Source organism: Marinobacter koreensis (assembly GCF_023156285.1).
GTDB lineage: Bacteria > Pseudomonadota > Gammaproteobacteria > Pseudomonadales > Oleiphilaceae > Marinobacter > Marinobacter koreensis.
Genome location: NZ_JAKZAJ010000002.1, coordinates 561,522 through 585,445 on the forward strand (window position 1 = coordinate 561,522; position 23,924 = coordinate 585,445).

At 62.5% G+C, this 23,924-nt stretch carries 21 protein-coding genes; 8 read left to right on the plus strand and 13 right to left on the minus strand.

The annotated features are described in order from the left end of the window. Nucleotides 1–68: 68 nt before the first annotated feature. The 7 genes from MLD04_RS07665 to urtA all read right to left on the minus strand — a co-directional run bounded on the left by MLD04_RS07665 (nt 69) and on the right by urtA (nt 7,264). Entirely contained in the window at nt 69–1,112 is a 1,044-nt protein-coding gene (locus MLD04_RS07665; protein WP_248156478.1) for an AAA family ATPase, read from the minus strand. Between the two features lie 15 nt (nt 1,113–1,127). Then, nucleotides 1,128–2,174 (minus strand): aliphatic amidase, encoded by a 1,047-nt coding sequence (locus MLD04_RS07670; RefSeq protein ID WP_248156480.1) that lies wholly within the window; start codon nt 2,172–2,174, stop codon nt 1,128–1,130. Nucleotides 2,175–2,336: 162 nt separating this feature from the next. Next, nucleotides 2,337–3,023, minus strand: coding sequence for an urea ABC transporter ATP-binding subunit UrtE (gene urtE / locus MLD04_RS07675; RefSeq protein WP_248156489.1), 687 nt, complete (start codon nt 3,021–3,023; stop codon nt 2,337–2,339). A 28-nt stretch (nt 3,024–3,051) separates the two neighbouring features. After that, on the minus strand, nt 3,052–3,792 hold the full coding sequence (gene urtD, locus MLD04_RS07680) for an urea ABC transporter ATP-binding protein UrtD (protein ID WP_248156497.1): 741 nt from the start codon (nt 3,790–3,792) through the stop codon (nt 3,052–3,054). After that, nucleotides 3,792–5,006 (minus strand): urea ABC transporter permease subunit UrtC, encoded by a 1,215-nt coding sequence (gene urtC / locus MLD04_RS07685; RefSeq protein WP_345799612.1) that lies wholly within the window; start codon nt 5,004–5,006, stop codon nt 3,792–3,794. The genes urtD and urtC overlap by 1 nt, the downstream gene beginning before the upstream one ends. Before the next feature lie 25 nt (nt 5,007–5,031). Continuing rightward, nucleotides 5,032–5,955 (minus strand): urea ABC transporter permease subunit UrtB, encoded by a 924-nt coding sequence (urtB, locus tag MLD04_RS07690; RefSeq protein WP_248156505.1) that lies wholly within the window; start codon nt 5,953–5,955, stop codon nt 5,032–5,034. 133 nt (nt 5,956–6,088) lie between these two features. Further along, complete coding sequence (gene urtA, locus MLD04_RS07695) at nt 6,089–7,264, minus strand: urea ABC transporter substrate-binding protein (RefSeq protein ID WP_248156868.1); 1,176 nt, start codon at nt 7,262–7,264, stop codon at nt 6,089–6,091. A gap of 400 nt (nt 7,265–7,664) precedes the next feature. On the opposite strand from urtA, the gene MLD04_RS07700 reads away from it, so the two are divergent. The 3 genes from MLD04_RS07700 to MLD04_RS07710 all read left to right on the plus strand — a co-directional run bounded on the left by MLD04_RS07700 (nt 7,665) and on the right by MLD04_RS07710 (nt 12,548). Then, on the plus strand, nt 7,665–10,868 hold the full coding sequence (locus tag MLD04_RS07700) for a hybrid sensor histidine kinase/response regulator (RefSeq protein WP_248156513.1): 3,204 nt from the start codon (nt 7,665–7,667) through the stop codon (nt 10,866–10,868). Beyond that, a complete protein-coding gene (locus MLD04_RS07705; protein WP_248156515.1) occupies nt 10,855–11,760 on the plus strand; it encodes a response regulator transcription factor in 906 nt (301 codons plus the stop codon). Before MLD04_RS07700 ends, MLD04_RS07705 begins: the two co-directional genes overlap by 14 nt. A gap of 65 nt (nt 11,761–11,825) precedes the next feature. Continuing rightward, nucleotides 11,826–12,548, plus strand: coding sequence for a DUF3047 domain-containing protein (locus tag MLD04_RS07710; protein WP_248156517.1), 723 nt, complete (start codon nt 11,826–11,828; stop codon nt 12,546–12,548). On the opposite strand, the gene MLD04_RS07715 is transcribed toward MLD04_RS07710, so the two are convergent. The 3 genes from MLD04_RS07715 to MLD04_RS07725 form a co-directional block, all read right to left on the minus strand. Continuing rightward, nucleotides 12,545–13,324, minus strand: coding sequence for a substrate-binding periplasmic protein (locus MLD04_RS07715; protein ID WP_248156523.1), 780 nt, complete (start codon nt 13,322–13,324; stop codon nt 12,545–12,547). The genes MLD04_RS07710 and MLD04_RS07715 overlap by 4 nt on opposite strands. 142 nt (nt 13,325–13,466) lie before the next feature. Next, nucleotides 13,467–14,972, minus strand: a complete 1,506-nt coding sequence (nhaB, locus tag MLD04_RS07720) for a sodium/proton antiporter NhaB (protein WP_008940006.1) — start codon at nt 14,970–14,972, stop codon at nt 13,467–13,469. A 160-nt stretch (nt 14,973–15,132) separates the two neighbouring features. Continuing rightward, the gene (locus MLD04_RS07725; protein ID WP_248156525.1) at nt 15,133–16,314 is read right to left on the minus strand and encodes an acyl-CoA dehydrogenase; all 1,182 of its coding nucleotides are present in this window, start codon (nt 16,312–16,314) and stop codon (nt 15,133–15,135) included. Between the two features lie 220 nt (nt 16,315–16,534). Between MLD04_RS07725 and MLD04_RS07730 the strand changes: the two genes are divergently transcribed. Genes MLD04_RS07730 through MLD04_RS07750 form a run of 5 tightly spaced genes read left to right on the plus strand, consistent with a single transcriptional unit; the run spans nt 16,535 to nt 21,481 of the window. Next, entirely contained in the window at nt 16,535–18,199 is a 1,665-nt protein-coding gene (locus MLD04_RS07730; protein WP_248156527.1) for an AMP-binding protein, read from the plus strand. Between the two features lie 33 nt (nt 18,200–18,232). Further along, a complete protein-coding gene (locus MLD04_RS07735) occupies nt 18,233–19,000 on the plus strand; it encodes an SDR family NAD(P)-dependent oxidoreductase (RefSeq protein ID WP_248156529.1) in 768 nt (255 codons plus the stop codon). A 45-nt stretch (nt 19,001–19,045) separates the two neighbouring features. After that, nucleotides 19,046–19,828, plus strand: coding sequence for an enoyl-CoA hydratase-related protein (locus tag MLD04_RS07740; protein ID WP_248156531.1), 783 nt, complete (start codon nt 19,046–19,048; stop codon nt 19,826–19,828). 25 nt (nt 19,829–19,853) lie between these two features. Beyond that, nucleotides 19,854–20,990, plus strand: a complete 1,137-nt coding sequence (gene aliB, locus MLD04_RS07745; protein WP_248156533.1) for a cyclohexanecarboxyl-CoA dehydrogenase — start codon at nt 19,854–19,856, stop codon at nt 20,988–20,990. An 11-nt stretch (nt 20,991–21,001) separates the two neighbouring features. Beyond that, nucleotides 21,002–21,481, plus strand: coding sequence for a MarR family winged helix-turn-helix transcriptional regulator (locus MLD04_RS07750; protein ID WP_248156535.1), 480 nt, complete (start codon nt 21,002–21,004; stop codon nt 21,479–21,481). A 12-nt stretch (nt 21,482–21,493) separates the two neighbouring features. Here MLD04_RS07750 and MLD04_RS07755 read toward each other — a convergent pair whose 3' ends face one another. The 3 genes from MLD04_RS07755 to MLD04_RS07765 are packed head-to-tail and all read right to left on the minus strand — an operon-like array spanning nt 21,494 to nt 23,912. Continuing rightward, nucleotides 21,494–22,444, minus strand: coding sequence for a 5-oxoprolinase subunit C family protein (locus MLD04_RS07755; protein ID WP_248156537.1), 951 nt, complete (start codon nt 22,442–22,444; stop codon nt 21,494–21,496). Continuing rightward, nucleotides 22,441–23,160, minus strand: a complete 720-nt coding sequence (locus MLD04_RS07760; RefSeq protein WP_248156539.1) for a 5-oxoprolinase subunit B family protein — start codon at nt 23,158–23,160, stop codon at nt 22,441–22,443. Before MLD04_RS07760 ends, MLD04_RS07755 begins: the two co-directional genes overlap by 4 nt. Beyond that, nucleotides 23,157–23,912, minus strand: coding sequence for a 5-oxoprolinase subunit PxpA (locus tag MLD04_RS07765; protein WP_248156541.1), 756 nt, complete (start codon nt 23,910–23,912; stop codon nt 23,157–23,159). Before MLD04_RS07765 ends, MLD04_RS07760 begins: the two co-directional genes overlap by 4 nt. Between the last annotated feature and the right edge of the window lie 12 nt (nt 23,913–23,924).

Consider the following 23,924-nt stretch of genomic DNA (forward strand, 5'->3'; position numbering starts at 1 on the left):
CTAGACGTTATCCACTATCGGCGATCACTGCCGGGGGCGGTATTCGCGAAATGCCCCCGGCACCTACGTCATTCGACGTATTGGTTCACCACCACGTCCTGGTCCTTCAGACCGGCGGTGAAACGGACACACTCCGGATGGGTCAGCAGCGCCCGCGCCACCGCCGGTTCCAGCCGCTGGCGAAACGCCCGCAGCATCTCCCGGGCGCCGTAGCGGCTGTCGTAACCCCGGCACAGCTCCGCGCGTAGGTCCGGCGACAGGGTCAGTTCGGCCTGCTTGCGCCCCAGCCGCCTGTTGAGCCCGGCCAGCTCGATGTCCAGCAAGGCGTCCAGCCAGTTATCAGTGAGAGAATTGAAGGAAAGGATCTGGTCGATCCGGTTCAGGAATTCGGGGTCGAAGTGGCGGCGCAGGGCGGTATCCCGGATAGCGTCGCTCTTGCTTGAAGACAACCCGAGCCACCGTCGCCAGCCCTGCCGGAACCGGTGTTGGTGCGCTTCCGCTTCCAGGGCGCCGGCGTTGCTGGTCATGAAGATCAGGGTGTTGCGGAAATCGATCTCCCGGTTGCCGGAGGGAAACACCAGCCGTCCGGTATCGAGCACGTTCAGCAGGGTGCGGATTACCTCCTTGCTGGCCTTCTCGATCTCATCGAACAGGACAATGCCGGGCTTGCTGAACGAGCCCTGTACCTTGTCCAGGTCGAACAGGCTGTGGCCCTCCTTGCTGCCCACGTATCCCGGCGGAGCGCCGGTGAGCGCGGCGGCATAATGCTCCTGGGCCAGGGTATTCATGTCGATCCGGCACAGGCCATCGCGATTGCCATGGATGGCCTCGGCGATCAGCCGCACCGTCTCGGTCTTGCCAACGCCGGTGGGGCCGAGGAACAGGTGTACCGCCAGTGGCCGGTTCTCCTCGCCGATGTCGGCCTTCACCCGCACCAGCATCGACTCCATGGCCGCCAGGGCCTCGTCCTGTCCAACGATGTTCTCCCGCAAACGGGCCATCACGGCCTCGGGCTCAAAGCGGAACCGGGAAGCACGAACCGGGCCTGAGGCGGCCCGGTTCTGTTCAATGGATTCCCGGTTGGCTTCCAGCCGTTCATTGATAAACGGCATCAACGCCTCCCGGGCTTACGCCCCCGCGGATTTTTCCTTGCAGTCGAACGGCAGCTCCCCCACCGGGCATTCGGCGGTGCCCACGGTCTTGCGGGTCATCGCCTCCACGTTCTCCTGCGCCTTCTGCGCGTCCATCACCCAGGTGCGATAGAACTCGAACGGACAATCCGCGACGCCCTTGTCGCCATCTCCGGAGGCGTGCACCCCGGTGTAACCCCGGTGCAGCAGCTTGAACAGGTGGTTCTGGGACTGGTCGTTGGCGCGGGCATCGCGAATCTGGCTCACCGACAGCTGCGCGTACTGCACGCCCATGTCCTCCTCGCCGCACTCACCCAGCGTCCGGCCGTCAAAGCCGATCACCGCCGAATGGCCGAAGTAGGAGTACACACCGTCGAAACCGGAGGCGTTGGCCACCGCCACATAGCAGTTGTTCGCCCAGGCCATGCTCTTGGCCATCATGATCTGCTGCTCCTTGGCCGGGTACATGTAGCCCTGGCAACGCACGATCAGCTCCGCGCCCTTCATGGCGCAGTCCCGCCAAATCTCCGGGTAATTGCCGTCGTCGCAGATGATCAGACTGATCTTCATGCCCTTCGGCCCTTCGGTCACATAGGTGGTATCGCCCGGATACCAGCCCTCGATCGGACACCAGGGAATGCACTTCCGGTACTTCTGGACAATCTCGCCCTCGTTGTTGATCAACACCAGCGTGTTGTAAGGCGCCTTGTTCGGGTGATCCTCGTGCCGCTCCCCGGTCAGGGAAAACACCCCCCAGGTATTGGCCTCGCGACAGGCGGCGGAGAAAATGGCCGTCTCATCCCCCGGCACCGTGGCCGCGGTCTCCATCATCTCCTCGTTGTCGTACATGATCCCCATGGTGCTGTATTCCGGGAACACCACCAGATCCATCCCCGGCAGCCCCACCTTCATACCCTTGATCATGTCCGCAATCTTGCGGGCGTTGTCCAACACCTCGGCCTTGGTATGCAACCGCGGCATCTTGTAGTTCACCACCGCCACGCCGACGGTATCGTTACTGCTGGAAATATCACCGTGTCTCATTTTTACTGCTCCCCCAGGAAGTCCTGCTCAAAATGTCGGGCCGAGCTGGTGGCCGCTGCCCTCCGGGACCGTATGCGCCAGGGAAGGCGCATCCGAGCCTACAGGGACGTATTCACGGCGTGTCCCGGAGGGCAGTGGCTGCCAGCTCGGCTTACTCCGGAATCAGACGGCCAGATACCGCGCAATTTCCTCTTGGTTGGCGGTTTTCCCGTCCTCTTCGTGCACAATCGCGCCCTTTTCGATCACCATTACCCGATCGGCCACCGCCATCGCGAAACTCAGCACCTGCTCCGACACCACAATGCTGATCTTCCGCATCTGCTTGATCTCATTCAGGTTCTTCGCCAACTGCTTGATGATCGACGGCTGGATACCCTCCGTGGGCTCATCCAGCAGCAACACCTTCGGGTCCGCCGCCAACGCCCGGCCAATGGCCAGCTGCTGCTGTTGCCCCCCGGACAGGTTGCCCGCCTTCCGGTGGCGCATGTCGTGCAGCACCGGGAACAGGTCGTAGATATCGGTTGGGATCTTCTTCGCCCCGGTCGCCTCCAGACCGGTGGCGATGTTCTCCTCCACCGTCAGGGTCGGAAACACCAGCCGGCCCTGGGGCACATAGGCGATACCCTTCTGCACCCGCTGGTAGGGCTGGGTCGACGACAGATCCTCGTCGCCCAGGGTGATCCGGCCCTGGGACGGCAACACCCCGATCAACGACTTGAACAGCGTCGTCTTGCCCATGCCGTTGCGCCCCATGATGGTGAGCGTCTCGTTCTCACCCACATTCAGGGACACCCCGTGGATCACTTCACTCATGCCGTAGCTGACACGTAAATCATTGGTACTGAGCATGTCTCGATCTCCTGCGCTCACCGCGCCGTTAGTGCCCCAGGTAAACCTCGATCACCCGTTCGTTCTTCTGGACGTCTTCCATCTTGCCCTCCGCCAGCAGCTTGCCCTGGTGGAGCACCGTGACCTTGTGGGCGATGTCCTTCACAAAATCCATGTCGTGCTCGATCACCAGCACCGACCGGTTATTGCTGATCTTCCGCAGCAGTGCGGCGGTGCGTTCCCGCTCCACCACACTCATCCCGGCCACCGGCTCGTCCAGCATCAGCAGCTCAGGGTCCTGGATCAGCAGCATGCCGATCTCCAGCCACTGCTTCTGGCCATGGCTGAGCAGGCCCGCGCTCTTGTCCAGGTCCTCGTCCAGGTAGATCTCCTCGGCGATTTCCTGCACCCGTTTCTGGATGGCTGCCGTGCGCCGGAAGAACAGACTCCCGAACACCGTGCGGCCGGCCGGATAGGACAGTTCCAGGTTCTGGGCCACCGTCAGGTTTTCGTAGATGGACGGGGTCTGGAACTTGCGCCCCACCCCCTTGTGCACGATCTGGTGCTCGGCCATCTTGGTCAGCTCCTGATCCTTGAACTTGATCGAGCCATCCGTGGCGCGGGTCTTGCCGCAGATCAGGTCCAGCAGGGTGGTCTTGCCGGCCCCGTTGGGGCCGATCACCACGCGCACCTCATTGCGTTCCAGGTAGAGGGACAGACCATCGACCGCCTTGAAGCCATCAAACGACACGGTCAGGTCTTCGACCGCCAGCAGGATTGGTGAGCTCATCAGTGGGTCTCCTGTGCGGAACCGATGGACACGCCGTCACGTTTCTGGGGACGGGCGCTCTCAGGCTTGGGGGCTTCCACTTTGGGCGCGGGCGGCTTGCGGTTGAACAGGCCGGCCAGACGCTCGCGAACCGGTCCGGCGTAATCCGAGACCAGACCCGCCAGTCCCCGCGGGAACAGCATTACCACCGCGATGAACAGCGCACCCATGGCCACCACCCACAGTTGCGGGAAGCTCTCGGACAGGGAGCTTTTCGCCAGGTTGACCAGGAAGGCACCATAGGCCGCGCCGATCAGCGACAGGCGGCCGCCCACCGCGCAGAAGATGACCATCTCGATGGACGCCACCGTGCCCACGAAGGACGGCGACATGAAGCCCACCTGCAGGGTGAAGAACGCGCCACCGATGGCGGAGAACACCGAGGCCGCGACAAACACGAAGATCTTGATGTTGGCCACGTCGTAGCCGGAGAACCGGACCCGGTCTTCCTGGTCACGCATGGCAATCAGCAACTGGCCGTAGCGGCTGTTGAGGATGTACTGCCCCGCCAGCAGGCACAGGATCAGCGCGATGCCGCAGGCGAAGTACAGCACGTACTGGGCGAAGTCGGTCTGGATGCTCCAGCCCATCAGGGTGCGCAGGTCGGTAATACCGTTGATGCCACCGGTGTAGCCCTGCTGGCCGATGATCAGGATGGTCATGATCGAAGCGATGGCCTGAGTGATGATGGCGAAGTACACCCCGCCCACCCGACGCTTGAACATGGCGTAACCGATCACGAAGGCGAAGAAGGCCGGCACCGTGAGGATCAGCAGTATGGTCAGCGGGAAGCTGTGGAACGGTTCCCAGAACCAGGGCAGCTCGGTGAGCTGGTTCCAGTCCATGAAGTCCGGGATGCCCGGCGTACTCTGGATCGCCGTGTTTTCCGGCGACGAGGCTTCCAGTTTCAGGAACATCGCCATGCCGTAACCGCCGAGGCCAAAGAAGATCCCCTGGCCCAGGCTGAGAATGCCGCCGTAACCCCAGCACAGCACCAGACCCGCCGCCACAAAGGCGTAGGTCAGGTACTTGCCGTAGAGATTGAGGCGGAAGATATCGGCCACCATCGGCAGCACACCCAGGATCAGGATCGCAATGATCAGGATCTGGAGCAGTTTTCCACGGCCGCCGAACTTGTCCATCCAGCTGGCCTTGACTACAGATTGAGTACTCATCGTCATCTCCTCGTATCAGCCGCTATCAGCGCCGGACCTTGCTGGCGAAAAGACCCTGGGGCCGGAACATCAGGATGATCACCACGGTCATCAGGGTGATGACCTTGGCCATGGATCCCGACAGGAAGAACGACAGGATGGATTGCGCCTGGGCAATGCCGAAGGCCGATGCCACGGTGCCCAACAGGCTGGCTGCGCCGCCGAAGACCACCACCAGGAAGGTATCCACGATGTACAGGGAGCCGGTAGTCGGGCCGGTGGAGGCGATGGTGGTGAAAGCCGCGCCCGCGACACCGGCGATGCCGCAGCCCAGGGCGAAGGTCAGACGGTCCACCCGGTCGGTGTTGATGCCGGCCGCGTTGGCCATGGTCCGGTTCTGGGTGGTCGCGCGGACCTTGATGCCCCAGCGGGACTTGTACAGCAGGATGAACACGCCAATGGTAAGAAGGATGGTGATTCCCACGACCATCAGGCCGTTCAGGGGAATGTCCACCATGTCCGTGGCCTGGTAGGAGCCCATCAGCCAGTCGGGCATGACTACGCTCTTTTCGCGCGGACCGAACACGGAACGAAAGATCTGCTGCAGGATCAGCCCCAGGCCCCAGGTGGCCAGCAGGGTGTCCAGCGGCCGGTTATAGAGGAAGCGTATGAGGAATCGCTCCACCAGATAACCGAGGATAAACGTCCCCAGGAAGGCGAGTATGATCGCCACCGGGAAGTAGTAATCGAGTAAGAAGGGCCAGACGTCCGAGGCCAGGTACGATGTGAGGTACGTGATGTACGCGCCCAGTGTCAGGAATTCGCCATGGGCCATGTTGATCACGCCCATCTGCCCGAAAATAATAGCTAGGCCCAGGGCCATCAGCAGGAACACGCAAAACAGACTGAGGCCGCTGAAGCCCTGCATCAGAAAGATTGCGGTGAGTTCCTCTCCGGTATAACCACCCATGATAAGTCCTCCCTCGGACTCGGGAGCCGGCGCCTGCCGGCCCCCATGCTACTTGTTGCTCAACACGTGACGGTTTGAAACGTCGGGATTCGATCGGTCAGTGCCGCCCGGCGCAGGCCGGGCGGCGTGTGGCTTACTGGTAGCCTTCCGGGAACGGATTGGGCTCGATCACATCGGATTCCCAGACCACGTCCGCCTGGCCATCCGCCTTCCACTTGCCGATGCGGGTGCGCATCCACAGGTGGTGGTTTTCGTCAACTTTCAGCTCGCCGTGGGGAGAGGTGTTCCACTCGATGCCCGGGGAGGCCGCGACCACCTTGTCCACGTCGAAGCTGCCAGCGGCTTCCACCGCACGCTTCCACAGCCAGGGGCCGAGGTAGGCGGATTCGGTGACGTCACCGATGACGGCGTCTTCGCCATACTTCGCCTTGAAGGCAGCGACGAATTCCTTGTTGCCCGGCAGGTCGAGGCTCTGGAAGTACTTCATGGAGGAGTACAGGCCTTCGACGTTCTCGCCGCCGATACCCAGGACTTCATCCTCGGTGACGGAGATGGTCAGCATGGGCTGTTTCTTGAAGGTCAGGCCGGCAGCGTTGAGCTGCTTGAACCAGGCCACGTTGGAACCACCCACCACGGCACCGAACACCAGGTCCGGCTTCTTCAGCTTGATCTTGTTGATCAGCGAGCCGAACTGGGTGCTGCCCAGCGGGTAGTACTCTTCACCCACGACCTTGCCGTGCAGCACGTTCTCGATGTGCTTGCGGGCGATCTTCATGGAAGTGCGCGGCCAGATGTAGTCGGAGCCGACCAGGTAGAAGGTCTTGGCGCCCAGCTCCTCGTGGGCCCAGTTCAGGCCCGCCAGGATCTGCTGGGTCGCTTCCTGGCCGGTGTAGAAGACGTTGTGGGATTCTTCGAGTCCCTCGTAGAAAGTCGGGTAGTACAGCAGGCCGTTGTCTTTCTCGAAGACCGGCAGAACGGCCTTACGGGAGGCGGAGGTCCAGCAGCCGAACACGGTGGCCACCTTGTCCCGCTCCAGGAGCTTGTGGGATTTCTCGGCGAAGGTCGGCCAGTCGGAGGCGCCGTCCTCCTGGATGATCTTGATCTGGCGTCCCAGGACACCGCCCTGGGCATTGATCTGTTCGATCGCCAGCTTCTCGGCCTGGACCGAACCGGTCTCACTGATCGCCATGGTGCCGGTCAGTGAATGCAGGATGCCGACGGTAACCGTGTCGTCGGTGACCGCCAGCCCGGTGGTGTTCACTTCCTCGGTAGACGGAGCGGCCATCGCAGCGGTGGCGGTGGTCGCCATCATTACCGATGCTGCCAGTGTCCTCAGGCTCTGACGGAGCCCAGCGCTTGTGCCAGTGTGCCGCCATCCGGCGGCTGTCGTTGTGGTTCCCATGGTCATTCCTCGCAGAGTTTGAAAGCCGGTGCCGCGTTCCCTTCGAAAGCGCAGCGCCCACGTCACCCATTCTGTCGAGGCCCTGTCATCCCGCCCATTCGGCAATCACCCCAGCGCACTACGTCATTTGACGCATACCCCCTGCCGACCGGACGCGCTAAAACCGCAGGTCATTAATGAAACCCGATGCCCTCCGCCCGGGATTGCACCTCTATGGCACGATCCTTGATCTGGTATTCCCGGAAGCGGTGCATCGGCCATTTCGTGCACCAGCACTGCGCACAACAACGGGGAAGGACCGGCAGTCGTGGCCACGAAACAGAACATTTTTCGCGTAAGGCGACGGTACAACCAGTGGGTGGCCAACGAGACCCTGGAAGACTACGCCCTGAGGTTCACCGCCAAGAGCGCCCGGCGCTGGTCGGCGGGCCAGGTCAGCCACACCGCACTGGGGGCCATCTCGTTCCTGGCCATGGAGGCGATTGGCGGGTCGATCACGCTGCACTACGGGTTCAGCAATGCCGTGGCGGCCATCATGGCGATGGCCCTGCGGCTGCTGTTCGACATACCACTGGTGCTGGGCTATCTGCTCTGCGCGGTGGTGATCATCCCGCTGGTGACCCATGGCATCACCACCATCAGCCGGTTCCAGCTCTGGACCCAGCCGGTGTTCGTGGTGCTGCAGCTCGCACCCTTCGCGTTCATCATCTACGCCGATGCCTCGTCGATCACCGACTGGACCCGGTTCGAGGGGGGCTCGCCATCGGCCCAGCCGGGCTTTGACCTGCTGATGTTCGGCGCAGCGGCGGCGGTGGTGTTCTCACTGATTGCCCAGATCGGCGAACAGGTGGACTTCCTGCGCTTCATTCCCGAGCCTGAGACGCCCCGGGAACGGCGCCGCTGGTGGATCGCGGTGATGGCCGGCGGCCCCGGCTGGATTCTCGTCGGGCTGCTGAAAATCCTGGGCGGCTCCTTTCTGGCCGTGCTTGCACTGAATCAGGGCGTACCCGCCGGCGAAGCCGCCGATCCGACCCGGATGTACATGGTGGCCTTCAACTACATCACCCACTCGCCGGAGGTCTCCCTCGCCCTGGCCGGCATGTTCGTGATCCTGTGCCAGATCAAGATCAACGTGACCAACGCCTACGCCGGCTCCATCGCCTGGTCGAACTTTTTCTCCCGGCTCACCCGCAGCCATCCCGGCCGGGTGGTCTGGCTGTTCTTCAACGTGGCCATTGCCCTGCTGGTGATGGAACTGGGGGTCTACCAGGCTCTGGAACAGACCCTGGCGTTCTACAGCATCATTGCCATCGCCTGGGTGGGGGCACTGGTGGCGGACCTGGTGATCAACAAGCCGCTGGGCCTGAGCCCGGCACACATCGAGTTCAAACGCGCCCATCTGTACGACATCAATCCGGTGGGCGTGGGCGCCATGTTGATTGCCTCCGTTGCCGGCGTGGTGTGCGACACCGGCGCCTTCGGCGATGTGGCGAAAGCCCTGTCCCACTTCATTGCCCTGGGCACCGCGCTGATTGCAGCGCCGGCGATTGCCTGGGGCACCGGCGGGCGTTTCTACACGGCCCGCCCCGCCAACACCATTGCCTCCGATTTCCAGCTGGTGCCCTGCTCCATCTGCGAACACCGGTTCGAACCGGAGGACGTCACCCATTGCCCCGCCTACGACGGCACCATCTGTTCCCTGTGCTGTTCGCTGGACGCCCGCTGCGACGACCAGTGCAAGCCCGGCGCCAGCTACCGCGAACAGTTCCAGAACCTGCTGGGCCACCTGATTCCGAAACCGGTGCTGGCCATGGTCCAGTCCCGGCTCGGCCAGTTCCTGACGTTGCTGTTCTTCATCAACGGCGTGTCCGGTCTGCTGTTGTCACTGATCTACCACCAGACACCGGTGGGCTCCCCCGGCGAGGCGCTGGTGCTGTCCGTCACGCTGTGGAAGGTGTTTTTCATCCTGGTGATCATTACCGGGGTGGTGACCTGGCTGTTCGTGCTGGCCCATGAAAGCCGGCGGGTGGCGGAAGAGGAATCCCGGCGCCAGACCCGGCTGCTGATGGAGGAAATCACCGCCCACGAACGCACCGACAAGGCGCTGCAGGCCGCAAAAGAACAGGCAGAAGCGGCCAATGGCGCGAAAAGCCGGTACCTGACCGGTATCAGTCACGAACTGCGCTCTCCCCTCAATGCGATTCTCGGTTACGCCCAGCTGATGGAGAACGACGCCACGGTGCCCGACCACCGGCGCGAAGCCCTCGGGGTGATACGGCGCAGTGGCGAATACCTGGCGGACCTGATCGAGGGCTTGCTGGATATCTCCAAGATCGAGGCCGGGCGCCTGGACCTGCACCGGGACCAGGTGCGCATTGGCTTGCTGGTGGAACAGATGGTGACCATGTTCCGGCTCCAGGCCGAGGACAAGGGTCTGGCGTTCGACTACCACTGCCCCAACCCGCTGCCGGACATGGTGACCACGGATGAAAAGCGGCTGCGCCAGATCCTGATCAACCTGCTGTCCAACGCCATCAAGTACACCGACCATGGGGGCGTCTCCCTGACCCTCCGCTACCGGAGCCAGGTGGCAGAATTTACCGTGAAAGATACCGGGGAAGGCATCGCCCGGGACAACATTGAGCGGATCTTCCGGCCGTTCGAGCGCATCCGCACACCGGGCCAGAGCCGCACCGGAACCGGCCTGGGCCTGACCATCACCCGCCTGCTCACCGAGATCATGGGCGGGGATATCTCGGTGGAGAGCGAACCCGGCCAGGGCAGTACCTTCCGGGTCAGCCTGATGCTCTCCAGCGTATACAGCCCCCACCCGCGCTCCGCCTCGGAGCCCGAACGCCGGATCTACGGCTACCAGGGCGGTCGCAAGAAGATCCTGGTGGTGGACGATGACGACTCCCACCGGCAGGTGATCCGGGCGATGCTCGCCCCGCTGGGCTTCGAAGTCCTCGATCTGGGCAATCCGCTGGAGGTGATCGAGACCCTGGGCCGAGAGCGGCCGGATCTGTTGCTGCTGGACGTATCCATGCCCGGCATGAACGGATGGCAGGTTCTGGAGCAGATCCGCGAGCGCAAGATTCCGCTGCCGGTGATCATGGTGTCCGCCGACGCCCAGGAAGGAAAACACGAACCGGACTCGCCCCGACTGCACGACGATTACCTGATCAAACCGGTCCGCCTGAATGCCCTGCTCGACGCCATGGCGCGGATCCTGGAGCTGACCTGGCGCTTCGAAAAAAGCCCGGAACCCCTGGCCAGCATTCCGGTGCCGCCGGCCGGCGAATTGCCAATGCCCGGGGCCGAGGTCCGGGAGGAGCTGGCCGCCCTGGCACGGATCGGCCACCGCAAGGGCCTGCTCGAAGCCCTGCACGACCTGAAATACCAGGGCAGCGCCAACGACCGGTTCATCGACGAACTGACCCGACTGACCAACGATTTCCAGTTCGAGAAAATTCTCGAATTACTTGAGGTAGAAGACTATGAAGTCTCGTGAGGACAACCGCACCGTCGTCATGGTGGTGGACGATGCGGTGGATTCCATTCGCATGATCAACGATGCCCTGGAGGAAACGGGTATGACCGTACTGGTCGCCCTGGAAGGCAACCAGGCCATCACCATCAGCCAGAACATCACACCGGATGTGGTGCTGATGGATGCCCTGATGCCCCACATGGACGGCTTCGAGACCTGCCGCCGGTTGAAGGAAAATCCGGCGTTCACCGACGTGCCCATCATTTTCATGACCGGGTTGAGCGACACCGAACACGTGGTCATGGGCCTGAACGCCGGCGGCGTCGATTACGTGACCAAGCCGATCAACACCACCGAACTGCTGGCCCGCATGGACGTCCACCTCACCAACGCCCGGATGGCCCGGAGTGCCCGGAATGCGCTGGATACCGCCGGCCAGAACCTTTTTGCCGTCGATGCCCGTGGGGAACTGCTCTGGGGCACACCCCAGGTGTGCCGCTGCCTGCCCCAGGGCCAGGAACCGGAGGCCGAGGCCTTCCGCCAGCAGCTGGAGGAGTGGCTGGGCCATGTTCCCGAACCGGGTCACAGCATGCCGATCCGGATCCATGACACACCCCGATCGGTGGAATACCTCACGGTGGTCGACGGCCGGGAATATCTGCTCCGCCTGAAGACGCCCCAGAACCAGAACAGCGCCGCCGCCCTGCTCCGGGAACGCTTCCAGCTGACGCTCCGGGAGTCGGACGTACTGCTCTGGATCGCCAACGGCAAGACCAACCGGGAAATCGGCCAGATCCTGGAAATGAGCCCGCGCACGGTCAACAAGCACCTGGAACAGGTGTTCCGGAAGCTGGGCGTGGAGAACCGGACGGCCGCCGCCGCCAGCGCCATCCGGGTGCTTGCGGTCGCCTGAGGAAACTGGCACCTTGCCGGAGTCGGACGTTCCGTTTCCGACCCACACCCACAAGGGGCCCGATCATGAACACACTGTCTCGCCTGGGGATCGCCCTGCTGGTCTCCGGTATCGGACTGGCCCTGGCCAGCGCACCAACCCTGCCGGCCTTCTCCGGCATGGCCAGTCTCTCGGACGGCTGGGAACCGCTGGAATTTCCCAAGATCGATGAACACACCCGCTACCAGCTGGTGCAGGAAGACGGTCGCCAGGTGGTCCGTGCGGACACCGCCGGAGGCGCCTCGGGGCTGATCACCCGCCTGGACTTCGATCCCGGAAAATCCCTGGACCTGTCCTGGCAGTGGAAGGTCTCCAACGTGTTCGAAAAAGGGGATGCCGGCAAGAAGTCGGGAGACGACTATCCCGCCCGGATCTACGTTGCCTTCAAGTTCCAGCCTGAGAAAGCCGGCTTCTTCGAACGGGCCAAGCGCAAGGCGGTGGAAGTGCTGTTCGGTGAAACACTGCCGGGCAAGGCACTCAACTACATCTGGGCCAACAAACAGCCGGTGGGCCGCTTTATTCCGAACGCCTACACCGAGGATACGATGATGGTGGCGGTCAATTCCGGAGACGATCAGGCCGGGCAATGGGTGAGCGTCACGCGGGATATTGTGGCGGATTACCGCAAAGCCTTCGGCGAGGCGCCGCCACCCATCGTTGGCATCGCCATCATGTCGGATTCGGATAATACCGGGGAGAAAGCCACGGCCTGGTACGGGGATCTGACCTTCCAGCCCCGGAACGACTAGCGATAGGCGGCCGGAAAGCCGGGGATGGCATAACCGGGGCCCACGATGCGAACCGGCGGCACTTCATCCCTTTCCACCAGCCTGAGGTAGGCATCGTCAAACGCGTCACGGAGAATCGCTGCCCGGGGCGCCGCCAGTGAGAACAGCCAGGCAGCGTCCCGCTCGCGGATTTTCGATTCTCGGACATTGTGATCGGGCATCGTGCTCAGCAATACCTTCACAGGCTCGTGGTAATCCAGCACATAATCCCCGCGACCCCGCCGCAGCATGTCGATGGCCGCCCGGTGGTTGGGGGCTTCGGTGACCCGGATGCTGTCCGATCCGTTCAGCCACTGGATCAGTCCCGCGTAGGTATAGCCACCAATGGCGATCACGGTCTTCCCGTTCAGCTGATCAAAGTGCTCCAGCGGCGCCGTGCCCTCCAGATACCAGGCACTCAGCTGGGTGACCAGGGGGCTTACCCAGCTCTCCAGCACTTCGCCCTCGAGAGCGGGAATGTCTGTCAGTCCGGGCCACAGATCCACGTTGCCATTCTGGAGATACAGATAGATGCGACTGACCGGGAGCAGCACGAATTCCGGCTCGTAGCCCGCCTCACGGGCCACTTTCCGCGTCATCTCGATCAGGCTTCCGGCCGCCTGGCCATTTTCATCCTGATATTCGATGGGGGGGAACTGGGTATATGCAATCCGGATTGTCCGGGATTCCGGCGTTTCGCCGAAGGCAAACCCACTCATCACGGCAAGCATGATGCCAATGCCCAGTACCCTGGACATTCGCCGCTTTCCGGACCCGAGGGAAAAACGCTGCTTGATACTACTGATCATTTATTGTTCAGCTCTTGCCGTACCGCCTTCGGATAAGACTAACAGAACTGGCAGAGTCTGCACTGACACTTGCCGCAAAACCGGGAGGCGTTCAAATATGGAACGTCACCAGGTACAGCCCGAGTCCTCCCATCACCAGCGTGTAGGGCAACGCCATCCAGACCATGCGGCCGTATGACAGCCGGATCAGGGGCGCTACGGCGGACGTAAGCAGGAACAGGAACGCGGCCTGGCCATTGGGCGTGGCGACACTGGGCAGGTTGGTACCGGTGTTGATGGCCACCGCAAGGTCGTGGAAGTGATCAAGACTGATCGCCCCGGCGTCGAGCGCCTGTTTCACCTCACTGATGTACACCGTCGCCACGAAGACATTGTCGCTGATCATCGACAGCAGGCCGTTGGCCAGGAAGAACATACCCGGCTGCTCGGACGGCGGCAGGGTCAGCACATAATCGATCACCGGCTTGAACAGGTGTTGCTCGTGGATTACCGCCACCACAGCAAAGAACACCACCAGCAGTGAGGTAAACGGCAGGGATTCCTGGAAAGCCTTGCCGATCTGATGCTCGTCCGTGACACCGTTGAACGCGGTGATCAGGATGATGACGAGCAAACCGATCAGACCCACTTCCGCCAGGTGGAAAGCCAGGCCGATCACCAGGATCAGCGCCGCGATTACCTGGATAAACAGCGCTGCCTGATCGGCCTTGGTGCGCTTGGCGTGTTCGTTTTCGGCAAAGTCCTCGAGCACCCGGCGAACCGGCTTGGGCAGGCGGCCGCCGTAACCGAACCAGCGCAGCTTCTCCAGGGCCCAGCAGGTTGCCAGACCGGCAACCAGCACCGGCAGACTGACCGGTGCCATGCTCAGGAAGAACTCCCCGAAATTCCAGCCCACCACCTTGGCAATCAGCAGGTTCTGCGGCTCGCCCACCATGGTGGTCACGCCGCCCAGCGCGGTACCGACCGCACCGTGCATCAGCAGGCTGCGCAGGAAGGAGCGGAAGTTTTCCAGATCTTCCCGGTGCAGTTCGATCACTTCCTCATCGCTGTTGGTGTTGTGATCGGAGTGATGGTAGCCCTTGCCCGACGCCACCTTGTGATAGACCGAATAGAAACCCACCGCCACGGTGATGATCACGGCGGTGACGGTCAGCGCGTCCAGGAACGCCGACAGCAGCGCCGCCGCGCTGCAGAACATCATGGACAGGCCGGTTTTGGAACGGATGCCAATCAGGATATGGGTGAAGGTCACCAGCAGGAGTTCCTGCATGAAGTAGATGCCCGCCACCATGAACATCAGCAACAGGATGACCGGGAAGTTGGTGAGTACCTCCAGGTACACCGCATCCGGCGTGGTCAATCCGATCAGCAGTGCCTCTACCGCCAGCAGGCCGCCAGGGAGGAGCGGATAGCACTTCAGTGCCATGGCCAGGGTGAAAATGAATTCGCCAATCAGCACCCAGCCGGCGGTGCCAGAGCCGAACAGCGTCATCACGATCGGATTGGCCACCAGGAACAGCAGGATGGTTTTCTTGTACCAGACGGGCGCTTTACCCAGGAAATTATGGCCAAAGCCGGCCATCACGGTTTTAGGCATCACGGACATCTTTTCATTGGTTTATTGGAATCGTGTGTCAGACGGCCCCAATCTTCCTTGATCTTTGTGAACTGCAGGTAATGAAAGAAAGGAGCGACCGCAGTTTAACCGATTAAGGGGGCTGTGCGGTCGCTTGTGGCCAAAATTTGGCCAGAGACGGTCAGAAAAATGCCTGAATGCCGGTCTGGGCGCGCCCCAGAATGAGCGCATGGACGTCGTGGGTACCCTCATAGGTGTTGACCACCTCCAGGTTCACCAGGTGGCGGGCGACCCCGAATTCATCGCTGATGCCGTTACCACCGAGCATGTCCCGGGCCAGCCGGGCAACGTCCAGGGCCTTGCCACAGGAGTTGCGTTTCATGATGGAAGTGATTTCCACCGCCGCGGTGCCCTCGTCCTTCATCCGGCCCAGGCGCAGACAGCCCTGCAGGGCCAGGGTGATGTCCGTCTGCATGTCCGCCAGCTTCTTCTGGATTAGCTGGTTGGCCGCCAGCGGCCGACCAAACTGCTTGCGGTCGAGCACGTACTGCCTGGCGGTGTGCCAGCAATCCTCCGCCGCGCCCAGGGCGCCCCAGGAGATGCCATACCGGGCCGAGTTCAGGCAGGTGAACGGTCCTTTCAGGCCACGCACGTCCGGGAACGCGTTCTCTTCCGGCACGAACACGCCATCCATCACGATCTCACCGGTGATGGAGGCGCGCAGGCCGACTTTGCCGTGGATCGCCGGGGCACTCAGGCCTTCCCAGCCCTTCTCCAGCACAAAGCCCCGGATCTGACCCTCGTCGTCCTTGGCCCAGACCACGAACACGTCGGCAATCGGGCTGTTGGTGATCCACATCTTGCTGCCCGTCAGGCGGTATCCGCCATCCACTTTGCGGGCGCGGGTGGCCATGTTGCCGGGGTCGGAGCCGTGGTCCGGTTCGGTCAGGCCGAAGCAGCCAATCCACTCGCCCGATGCCAGTTTGGGCAGGTACTTCTGGCGGGTCTCTTCGTTACCAAACTCGTGGATCGGCACCATCACCAGTGACGACTGCACACTCATCATGGAGCGATAGCCGGAATCCACCCGCTCAATTTCCCGGGCAATCAGGCCGTAGCACACGTAGTTCAGGCCGCTGCCACCGTATTGCTCAGGAATGGTGGCGCCGAGCAGGCCGGTCTCCCCCATTTCCCGGAAGATGGCCGGGTCGGTCTGTTCATTGCGGAACGCCTCCAGCACCCGGGGGCGGAGTTTGCTGTCGGCAAACTGGCGGGCACTGTCACGCACCATGCGCTCCTCTTCGGTCAGCTGCTGGTCCAGCAGCAACGGGTCTTCCCAATTGAAACTTGCCTGGTTGGCCATGTCGCTCTCCCGACGGTCTGTCTGATCAATGCAATGGCGATAGCTCCATTGTGGACATTCCTGCCCGCAATCACCAAGCGGATTGCTATTCCATATTCGTTTATAACAATATATTGACACATTAGCACAGGCAAGCCTATGTTGAAAGAGACAGCCGGGATTGGCCGGCCACGGCTCCACGAATGCCACAACAACAATACGGAGACATGAGGTAAACCCGATGGACAAAGGCATCTTCCTGACCCCCGAACGTCGCGCCGAGATGGTGAGCATCGGCGCCTGGAATGACAAGCTCATTACCGATTATCTGGACGACGCGGTGACAGCCACGCCCGATCGTGACGCCATCATTGGTTACCAGGTAACCCGCGATCAGCGAACGGTTCTCGATTACCGGACATTGAACGACCGGGTTACCCGAATGGCCGCGGGGCTGGCCGGCATGGGCATTGAAAAAGGCGATGTGGTGGCCTACCAGTTGCCCAACTGGTGGCAGACCACGGCGCTGCACCTGGCCTGCATGCGTATCGGTGCGGTCCTGAACCCGCTGATGCCGATCTTCCGGGAGCGGGAACTGCGCTTCATGCTCAAGCATGGCGAGGCCAAACTGCTGGTGATTCCCAAGGTGTTCAGGGACTTCGATTACGAAACCATGATCGACGGCATCCGGGCGGAATTGCCGCATCTGGAAACCCTGCTGGTGATCGGCGGCGAGGGGGATCGCAGCTTCGAACAACGCCTGCTCGACACCCCCTGGGAGGAAAAGCAGGACACCGCGGCGCTCTTTGCCGAGCGCAAACTGACCGCCGACGACGTCATCCAGATTCTCTATACCTCGGGGACCACCGGGGAACCCAAGGGGGTCATGCACACCTCCAATACCCTGTTCTCCAATGTGCGCCCGTACGCCGACCGGCTCCACCTGACCCCGGACGACCGGGTACTGATGGCCTCGCCACTGGCCCACCAGACCGGATTCCTGTACGGCATCATGATGCCGGTTTACCTGGGCTCCACCGCCATCCTGCAGGACATCTGGGATGCGGAGTACGTCTGCAAGGTAATCGCCGCCGAGAAACCGGCTTTCACCATGGCCGCCACGCCCTTCCTGGCCGACCTGGTGAAAGCCGCCCCGCGGCACGAAGGGGAACTGGATTCCCTGCGTATATTCGTCTCCGCCGGCGCGCCGATCCCCAGTGCGGTGGTGGAACAGGCCGGCAAGGTGCTGAAAGCAAAGATTGTCTCCGCCTGGGGGATGACCGAGAACGGCGCCGTCACCATGACCTGCCCGGAGGATCCCGCCGAGCGGGCCAGCCAGTCCGATGGCAAGGCGCTGCCCTACATGGAAATCCGGATCGCCGACTTCAAGGGCAACCCGCTGCCGGCCGGTCAGGAAGGCAACCTACTGGTCCGCGGCGCCAGTCAGTTCGTTGGCTACCTCAAGCGCCCCGAACTCTATGGCACCGATGAAGACGGCTGGTTCAGCACCGGCGACCTGGCCCGTATGGACAAGGATGGTTACATCCGCATCACCGGCCGCACCAAGGATGTCGTGATCCGCGGTGGCGAAAACATTCCGGTCGTGGAAGTGGAAAACCTGCTCTACAAGTTCCCCGGCATCGTCGATGTGGCCCTGGTGGGCTGTCCGGATGAGCGACTGGGCGAGAGGTTGTGTGCGTACGTCACCCTCGACGACAACGCCACAGACCTCACCCTGGAAGAGATCAAGACCTACCTGACCGAACAGCAGCTGTCGAAAAACTACCTGCCGGAGTACCTGGAAGTGATCGAGGCCATGCCGCGCACCGCCTCCGGCAAGATTCAGAAATTCAAGCTGCGCGAACAGGCAAAAGAGGTCCGCCTGGACCCGGCCAAACGCAGCTAACCCATTCATCGAACACGACAGGAGATGATCAATATGAAAGGCCTTAACGGAAAAACCGTCATCGTTACCGGTGGTGGCGGCGGCATCGGACGCGCCGTATCCCTGCGCTTTGCCGAAGAAGGCAGCCTGGTTGCAGTCCTGGACCGTGACGAAGCCACGGCGCAGGCCACGGTGGACCTGATCACCGAAGCGGGCGGCCAGGCCAAGGCCTACGCCGCCGACATCACCGACTATGCCGCCATCACAGACACCGTGGCCGCCATCGAAAGCGATCTGGGCGTACCCACGGTGCTGGTCAACAACGCCGGTTTCGACCGCTTCATGCCGTTCCTGAAAACCGAGCCGAAACTGTGGGATCAGCTGATTGCAGTGAACCTCACCGGTGCCCTGAACATGCATCACGTGGTACTGCCAAAGATGGTCGCCGCCGGGGGAGGCAAGGTGATCAACGTGGCCTCCGACGCGGCCCGCGTCGGCTCCTCCGGCGAATCCGTCTACGCCGCCTGCAAGGCCGGCCTGGTGGGCTTCAGCAAGACCGTGGCCCGAGAACTGGCCACCAAGAACATCTGCCTGAACGTGGTCTGCCCCGGCCCCACAGACACCGCACTGCTCAAGGGCGTGGCGGAAACCGCCCCGAATCCCGAGAAGCTCCTGGAAGCCTTCCGTAACGCCGTACCCATGAAGCGCCTGGCCCAGCCGGAAGATTACCCCGGGATCATCGCCCTGCTTGCCAGTGACGATGCCAATTTCATTACCGGCCAGGTGATCAGTGTGTCCGGCGGCCTGACCATGGCCGGCTGAGCGCCCTTTTCGAACAAACACGAGAACGAATCAGGAGAACGCACCATGAACTACGAAGACATCCTGTACGACGAAACCGACGGCGTCGCCACCATCACCATCAACCGCCCTGAGCGCTACAACGCCTTCCGGGGCCAGACCTGCATGGAGCTGCTGGACGCCTTTCATCGCGCCGGCTGGAACAAGGACATCGGCGTGATCGTTTTGACCGGTGCCGGCGACAAGGCCTTCTGTACCGGTGGTGACCAGGGCGCCCACGAGGGCCAGTACGACGGCCGCGGCCTGATTGGCTTGCCGGTGGAAGAGCTGCAGCGACTGATCCGGGAAGTGCCCAAGCCGGTGATTGCCCGGGTCAATGGGTTCGCCATCGGCGGCGGCCATGTGCTGCACGTGATCTGCGACCTTACCATCGCCTCGGAAACTGCCATCTTTGGCCAGGTTGGCCCGAAGGTCGGCTCGGTGGATCCCGGCTTCGGCACGGCCTACCTGGCACGCGTCGTCGGCGAAAAACGCGCCCGGGAGATCTGGTACCTGTGCCGCAAGTACAGCGCCCAGCAGGCGCTGGACTGGGGTCTGGCCAATGCTGTGGTACCGCTTGAGAAGCTGGACGAGGAAGTTCGCAAGTGGTGCGACGAGATTCTCGAGAAGAGCCCCACGGCGCTGACCATCGCCAAGCGTTCGTTCAACGCCGACAGCGACAACATTGCCGGCATCGGCGCTCTGGGCATGCAGGCCCTGAATCTGTACTACGAGACCGAGGAATCCCGTGAGGGCGTGAATGCCTTCAAGGAAAAGCGCAAGCCGGAATTCCGTAAGTACTACAAGTAAACAGTCCGATAGCCCGGAGAACACCATGAATTTTGGATTCAACGAAGAACAGAACGCCATTCGCGAGATGGTGGCCCGTTTCAGCACCGACGTGCTGGCTCCGGGCTATCGCAAGCGGGACCAGGCCGGAGTCATTGAAAAGGATGTGATCCGGCAACTCGGAGAGATGGGGCTGCTCGGCGGCGAACTGCCCGAAGATTTTGGTGGCAGCGGCATGGACTGCGTCACCAGCGGCCTGATCATCGAGGAAATCTCCAAAGGCGATTTCAACGTCGGCTACATTCCCCTGCTGACGTCCCTGAACGGCCAGATCATTGCCAGCCATGCCGCACCGGACCTGGCAGAGGAATGGCTGCGCGCCATGACCTCGGGCCAGAAGCTGGCCTGCATCGCCCTGACCGAGCCCCACGGAGGCTCCGACGCCGCCAACCTGCGTCTGAAGGCGCAGAAAAAAGGCGACGTCTATGTGCTTAATGGCGAAAAGACCTCCATCTCCATGGCCGATCAGGCGGACGTGGCGGTCGTCTTCGCCCGCACGGGGACGGTGGAGCAGCGCGCCTCCGGCATCAGTGCCTTCCTGGTGCCCATGGATTCCCCGGGCATCACCACCTCCCGGTTCGAAGACAACGGACAACGCGCCATCGGCCGGGGCTCGATTTTCTTCGATAACGTGGAAGTGCCGGAAAGCCACCGCCTGGGCGACGAGGGCAAAGGTTTCAAACAGGTGATGCAGGGATTCGACTACAGCCGCGCGCTGATCGGCCTGCAATGCCTGGCCGTGGCCCAGCAGTCCCTGGATGAAACCTGGCAGTGGCTGACCCAGCGCACCGCCTTTGGCCAGCACCTTTCAGCCTTCCAGGGCCTGACCCACCCGTTGGCGGAATACCAGACCTACGTTCATGCCGCCCGCATGCAGTGCTACCATGCGCTCTGGCTCAAGGACAACGGCCTTCCCCATAACGCCGAAGCCGCCATGAACAAGTGGTGGGGCCCCAAACTGGCTTTCGATGTGGTAAAACAGTGCCTGCTGGCCCATGGCCACACCGGCTGGGGCGAGGACCTGCCCTTTGCCCAACGCCTGCGGGACGTCCTTGGCCTGCAGATTGGCGATGGCACCGCGCAGATCATGAAGAACATCATCGCGCGGGAGTATCTTCCCTGACAGGAGCACAGATGATCGTTAACGAATCCGGCGGCATTCCCAACCGGCTGTTTTTCCGGCTGTTCCAGACCGGCAACATCCTGCAGCGGCAGGTCCAGAACGAGATGGGCATCAGCGCGGTGCAGTGGGCGGTACTGGGTGCCCTGTCGCGGGAGGGGTTCGAACAGGGTACCTCCTTCAACCAGTTGAAGGAGTACCTGTTTGTCAGCCGGCAAAACCTCGACGGCGTGCTCAAACGGATGGAGCGGGACGGCCACGTGGTGCGCGTGCCCGACCCGCAGGATCGTCGCGCCCGCCTGGTGGTGCTGACCGAACCGGGCCGCGCCTATTGGAACCGCCTGCAGGACACGATCACCGAATTCTACCGCCAGGCGCTGGAAAGCATGAGCTTCGACGACAGCGTGAGTCTGCTGCACCTGCTGAAGAAACTGCAGCACGATCTGACGGGTGTTGAGCTGTCGGTTGAGACGGAACAACAACCGGCCGATTAAGCCCTCCCTGTTTCAGACCCAATCCTCGATTCGGGCCCGGAAGGCCCGATACTCCTGAAGCGCCGCCCCCGATCCGGTCGCCTTGAGGCGCACTTCCTGCCCTGGTTTGCATTGGGCCAGACGGGACGCCGACAAGGGCGTCAGTGCGCCCAGTCGTGGATAGCCCCCGATGGTCTGGCGGTCATTCAACAGGGCAATCGGCTGTCCGTCGGGCGGCACCTGGACGCTGCCCAGATTAATGCCTTCCGATATCAGCGACCGGACACGGCAGTCGAGCCGGGGCCCCGTGAGCCGAACGCCCATCCGGTCCGCCCGCTCATCCACCTTCCAGCGGGCGTTGAATGCGTCGTAGAGGCTTTGCCCTGAGAATTCGGCGATTTGCGCACCGGGCAACAGCGACAATACCGGTTCGAGACTGAAATCCGGGCGAACACCGGACGGCGCCTGTTGGGTCGCGGTGTTGTTCGAAGGCCCGGCCGGGTGGACGGTGAGCTGGTCCCCGGTCTGGAGCTTGCTGCCCAGGCCGTCAAACCCGCCAAGTTGTTCGCGCATCACGCAGGCGACGCTCCCCATGACCGGTTCGGCGGCGAAACCACCTCGCACGGACAGATAGGCGCGCAAGCCGCTGACCGGCGACGCAAAGCGCAGGACCTGGCCCTCTTTCCAGACCACCCGTTCCCATAACGGCACAGGCCGTTGATCCAGGGTGGCGCCAAGGTCGGCACCGGCAATGGCGAAGGCCAGGTCTTTCTCGGCGACCAGTTCCAGGCCACCCACGGTGACCTCCAGTGACGCCGCGCCCCAGCGATTTCCAGCCAGCGCGTTGGCCCAGGCCCAGGAGTAGAGGTCTGCAGGCCCGCCCTGGGTCACGCCCAGATGACGCACCCCAAACCGGCCCGCATCCTGAAGCAGGGCCAAGGGCCCGGCCCGCAGTACCCGGACACCAATCGCCGTGTCAGTCATGGGCGCTCCTCCAGGGGCGTGATGTCGCCCCCCTGTCGCTCGAATTCCTCGCGGCTGACCGGAACAAAGCGGACTTCGTCCCCCACCTTGAGCAGGCTCAGATCCTCACGCTGACGATCAAACAGGCGTGCACAGGTACGACCCAGCAGATTCCAGCCCCCGGGTGTCGCCGCCGGGTAGGCTGCGGTCTGACGGGCAGCAATGGCGACACTGCCAACCGGCACCCGCTGCCGTGGTGTGTCCAGGCGGGGGCAATCCAGCCCGGGATCCGTCAGGCCCATAAACGCAAAGCCGGGTGCAAAGCCCAGGGCAAAGACGCGATAGCTCTTGCCGCTGTGCACCTGGATGACCTCTTCGATGGTCAGGCCGGTCTGCCCGGCAACCCGTTCAAGGTCCGGCCCGACGCTGGGGTCGTACCAGGTCGGCAGTTCGTGCACCTGCCCCCCGGCCACCCCGGACGTATCCGGTTCCAGATCGTCCAGCAACACCATCAGCCGGTCACGCGCCTCGGCAGGAGACAGGCTAAGCGGATCAAACGTGATCAACAGAGTGGTGTACGAGGGCACGATATCCACGAGTGCGTCGCCAAACGCCGTCCGGCACCGGTTCGCCAGCGCTGCCAGCCAGGACAGGTTGGCTTCGTCAATGTCGTTGAACAACCGGACGATCCAGCCGTCCAGGCCGGCCGGCTCCAGACGCGGCAACTTATCACTCATCGCTCGGTCTCCAGCGCCCGTATGGCCTGGCGGATCGCCTTGACCGCCGCAATGGATTCGTCGTTGTCGCCGTGGACACACAGGGTGTCCGCCTCCAGTACCAGGTCGCTGCCGTCGACGGCGGTCAGCGGCTCCCGTTTGGCAATACGAACGGCCTGATCGATGATCACATCGGTGTCGTGATGCACCGCTCCGGCCATCTTTCGGGAGACCAGACGCCCTTCACTATCGTAGGCCCGGTCGGCAAAGGCCTCGAACCAGAGCGACACTCCCAGCCGATCGGCGATCTCCTTCTCCATGCGGTTGTCCCGGGCGGCCATGGTCATCAGCGGCAAGGTATCGTCAAAGTCCCGGATTGCGCGGACCACGGCCTCGAACAGTTCGGGATCCTTCGTCATGTCGTTGTAGAGCGCGCCATGGGGTTTGACGTAATGCAGGCGTGTGCCTTCGGCCTGGCAGATCCCCGCCAGGGCGCCGATCTGGTAGAGCACAAGGTCTTCCACCTCGTCGGGCGAACAGGCAATGGAACGGCGTCCGAACCCCACCAGATCCGGATACGCAGGATGCGCACCCACCTTGACGCCATGTTCGATCGCCAGCCGGACGGTCCGGCGGATAACGTGGGGATCGGAGGCATGGAAGCCGCAGGCTACGTTGGCGAGATCGACATAGGGCATCACGTGCTCATCGAGCCCCATGACCCAGGGCCCGAAGCTCTCTCCCATGTCGGCGTTGATCAGTAGCCTGTTCATTGTCGGTCTCCT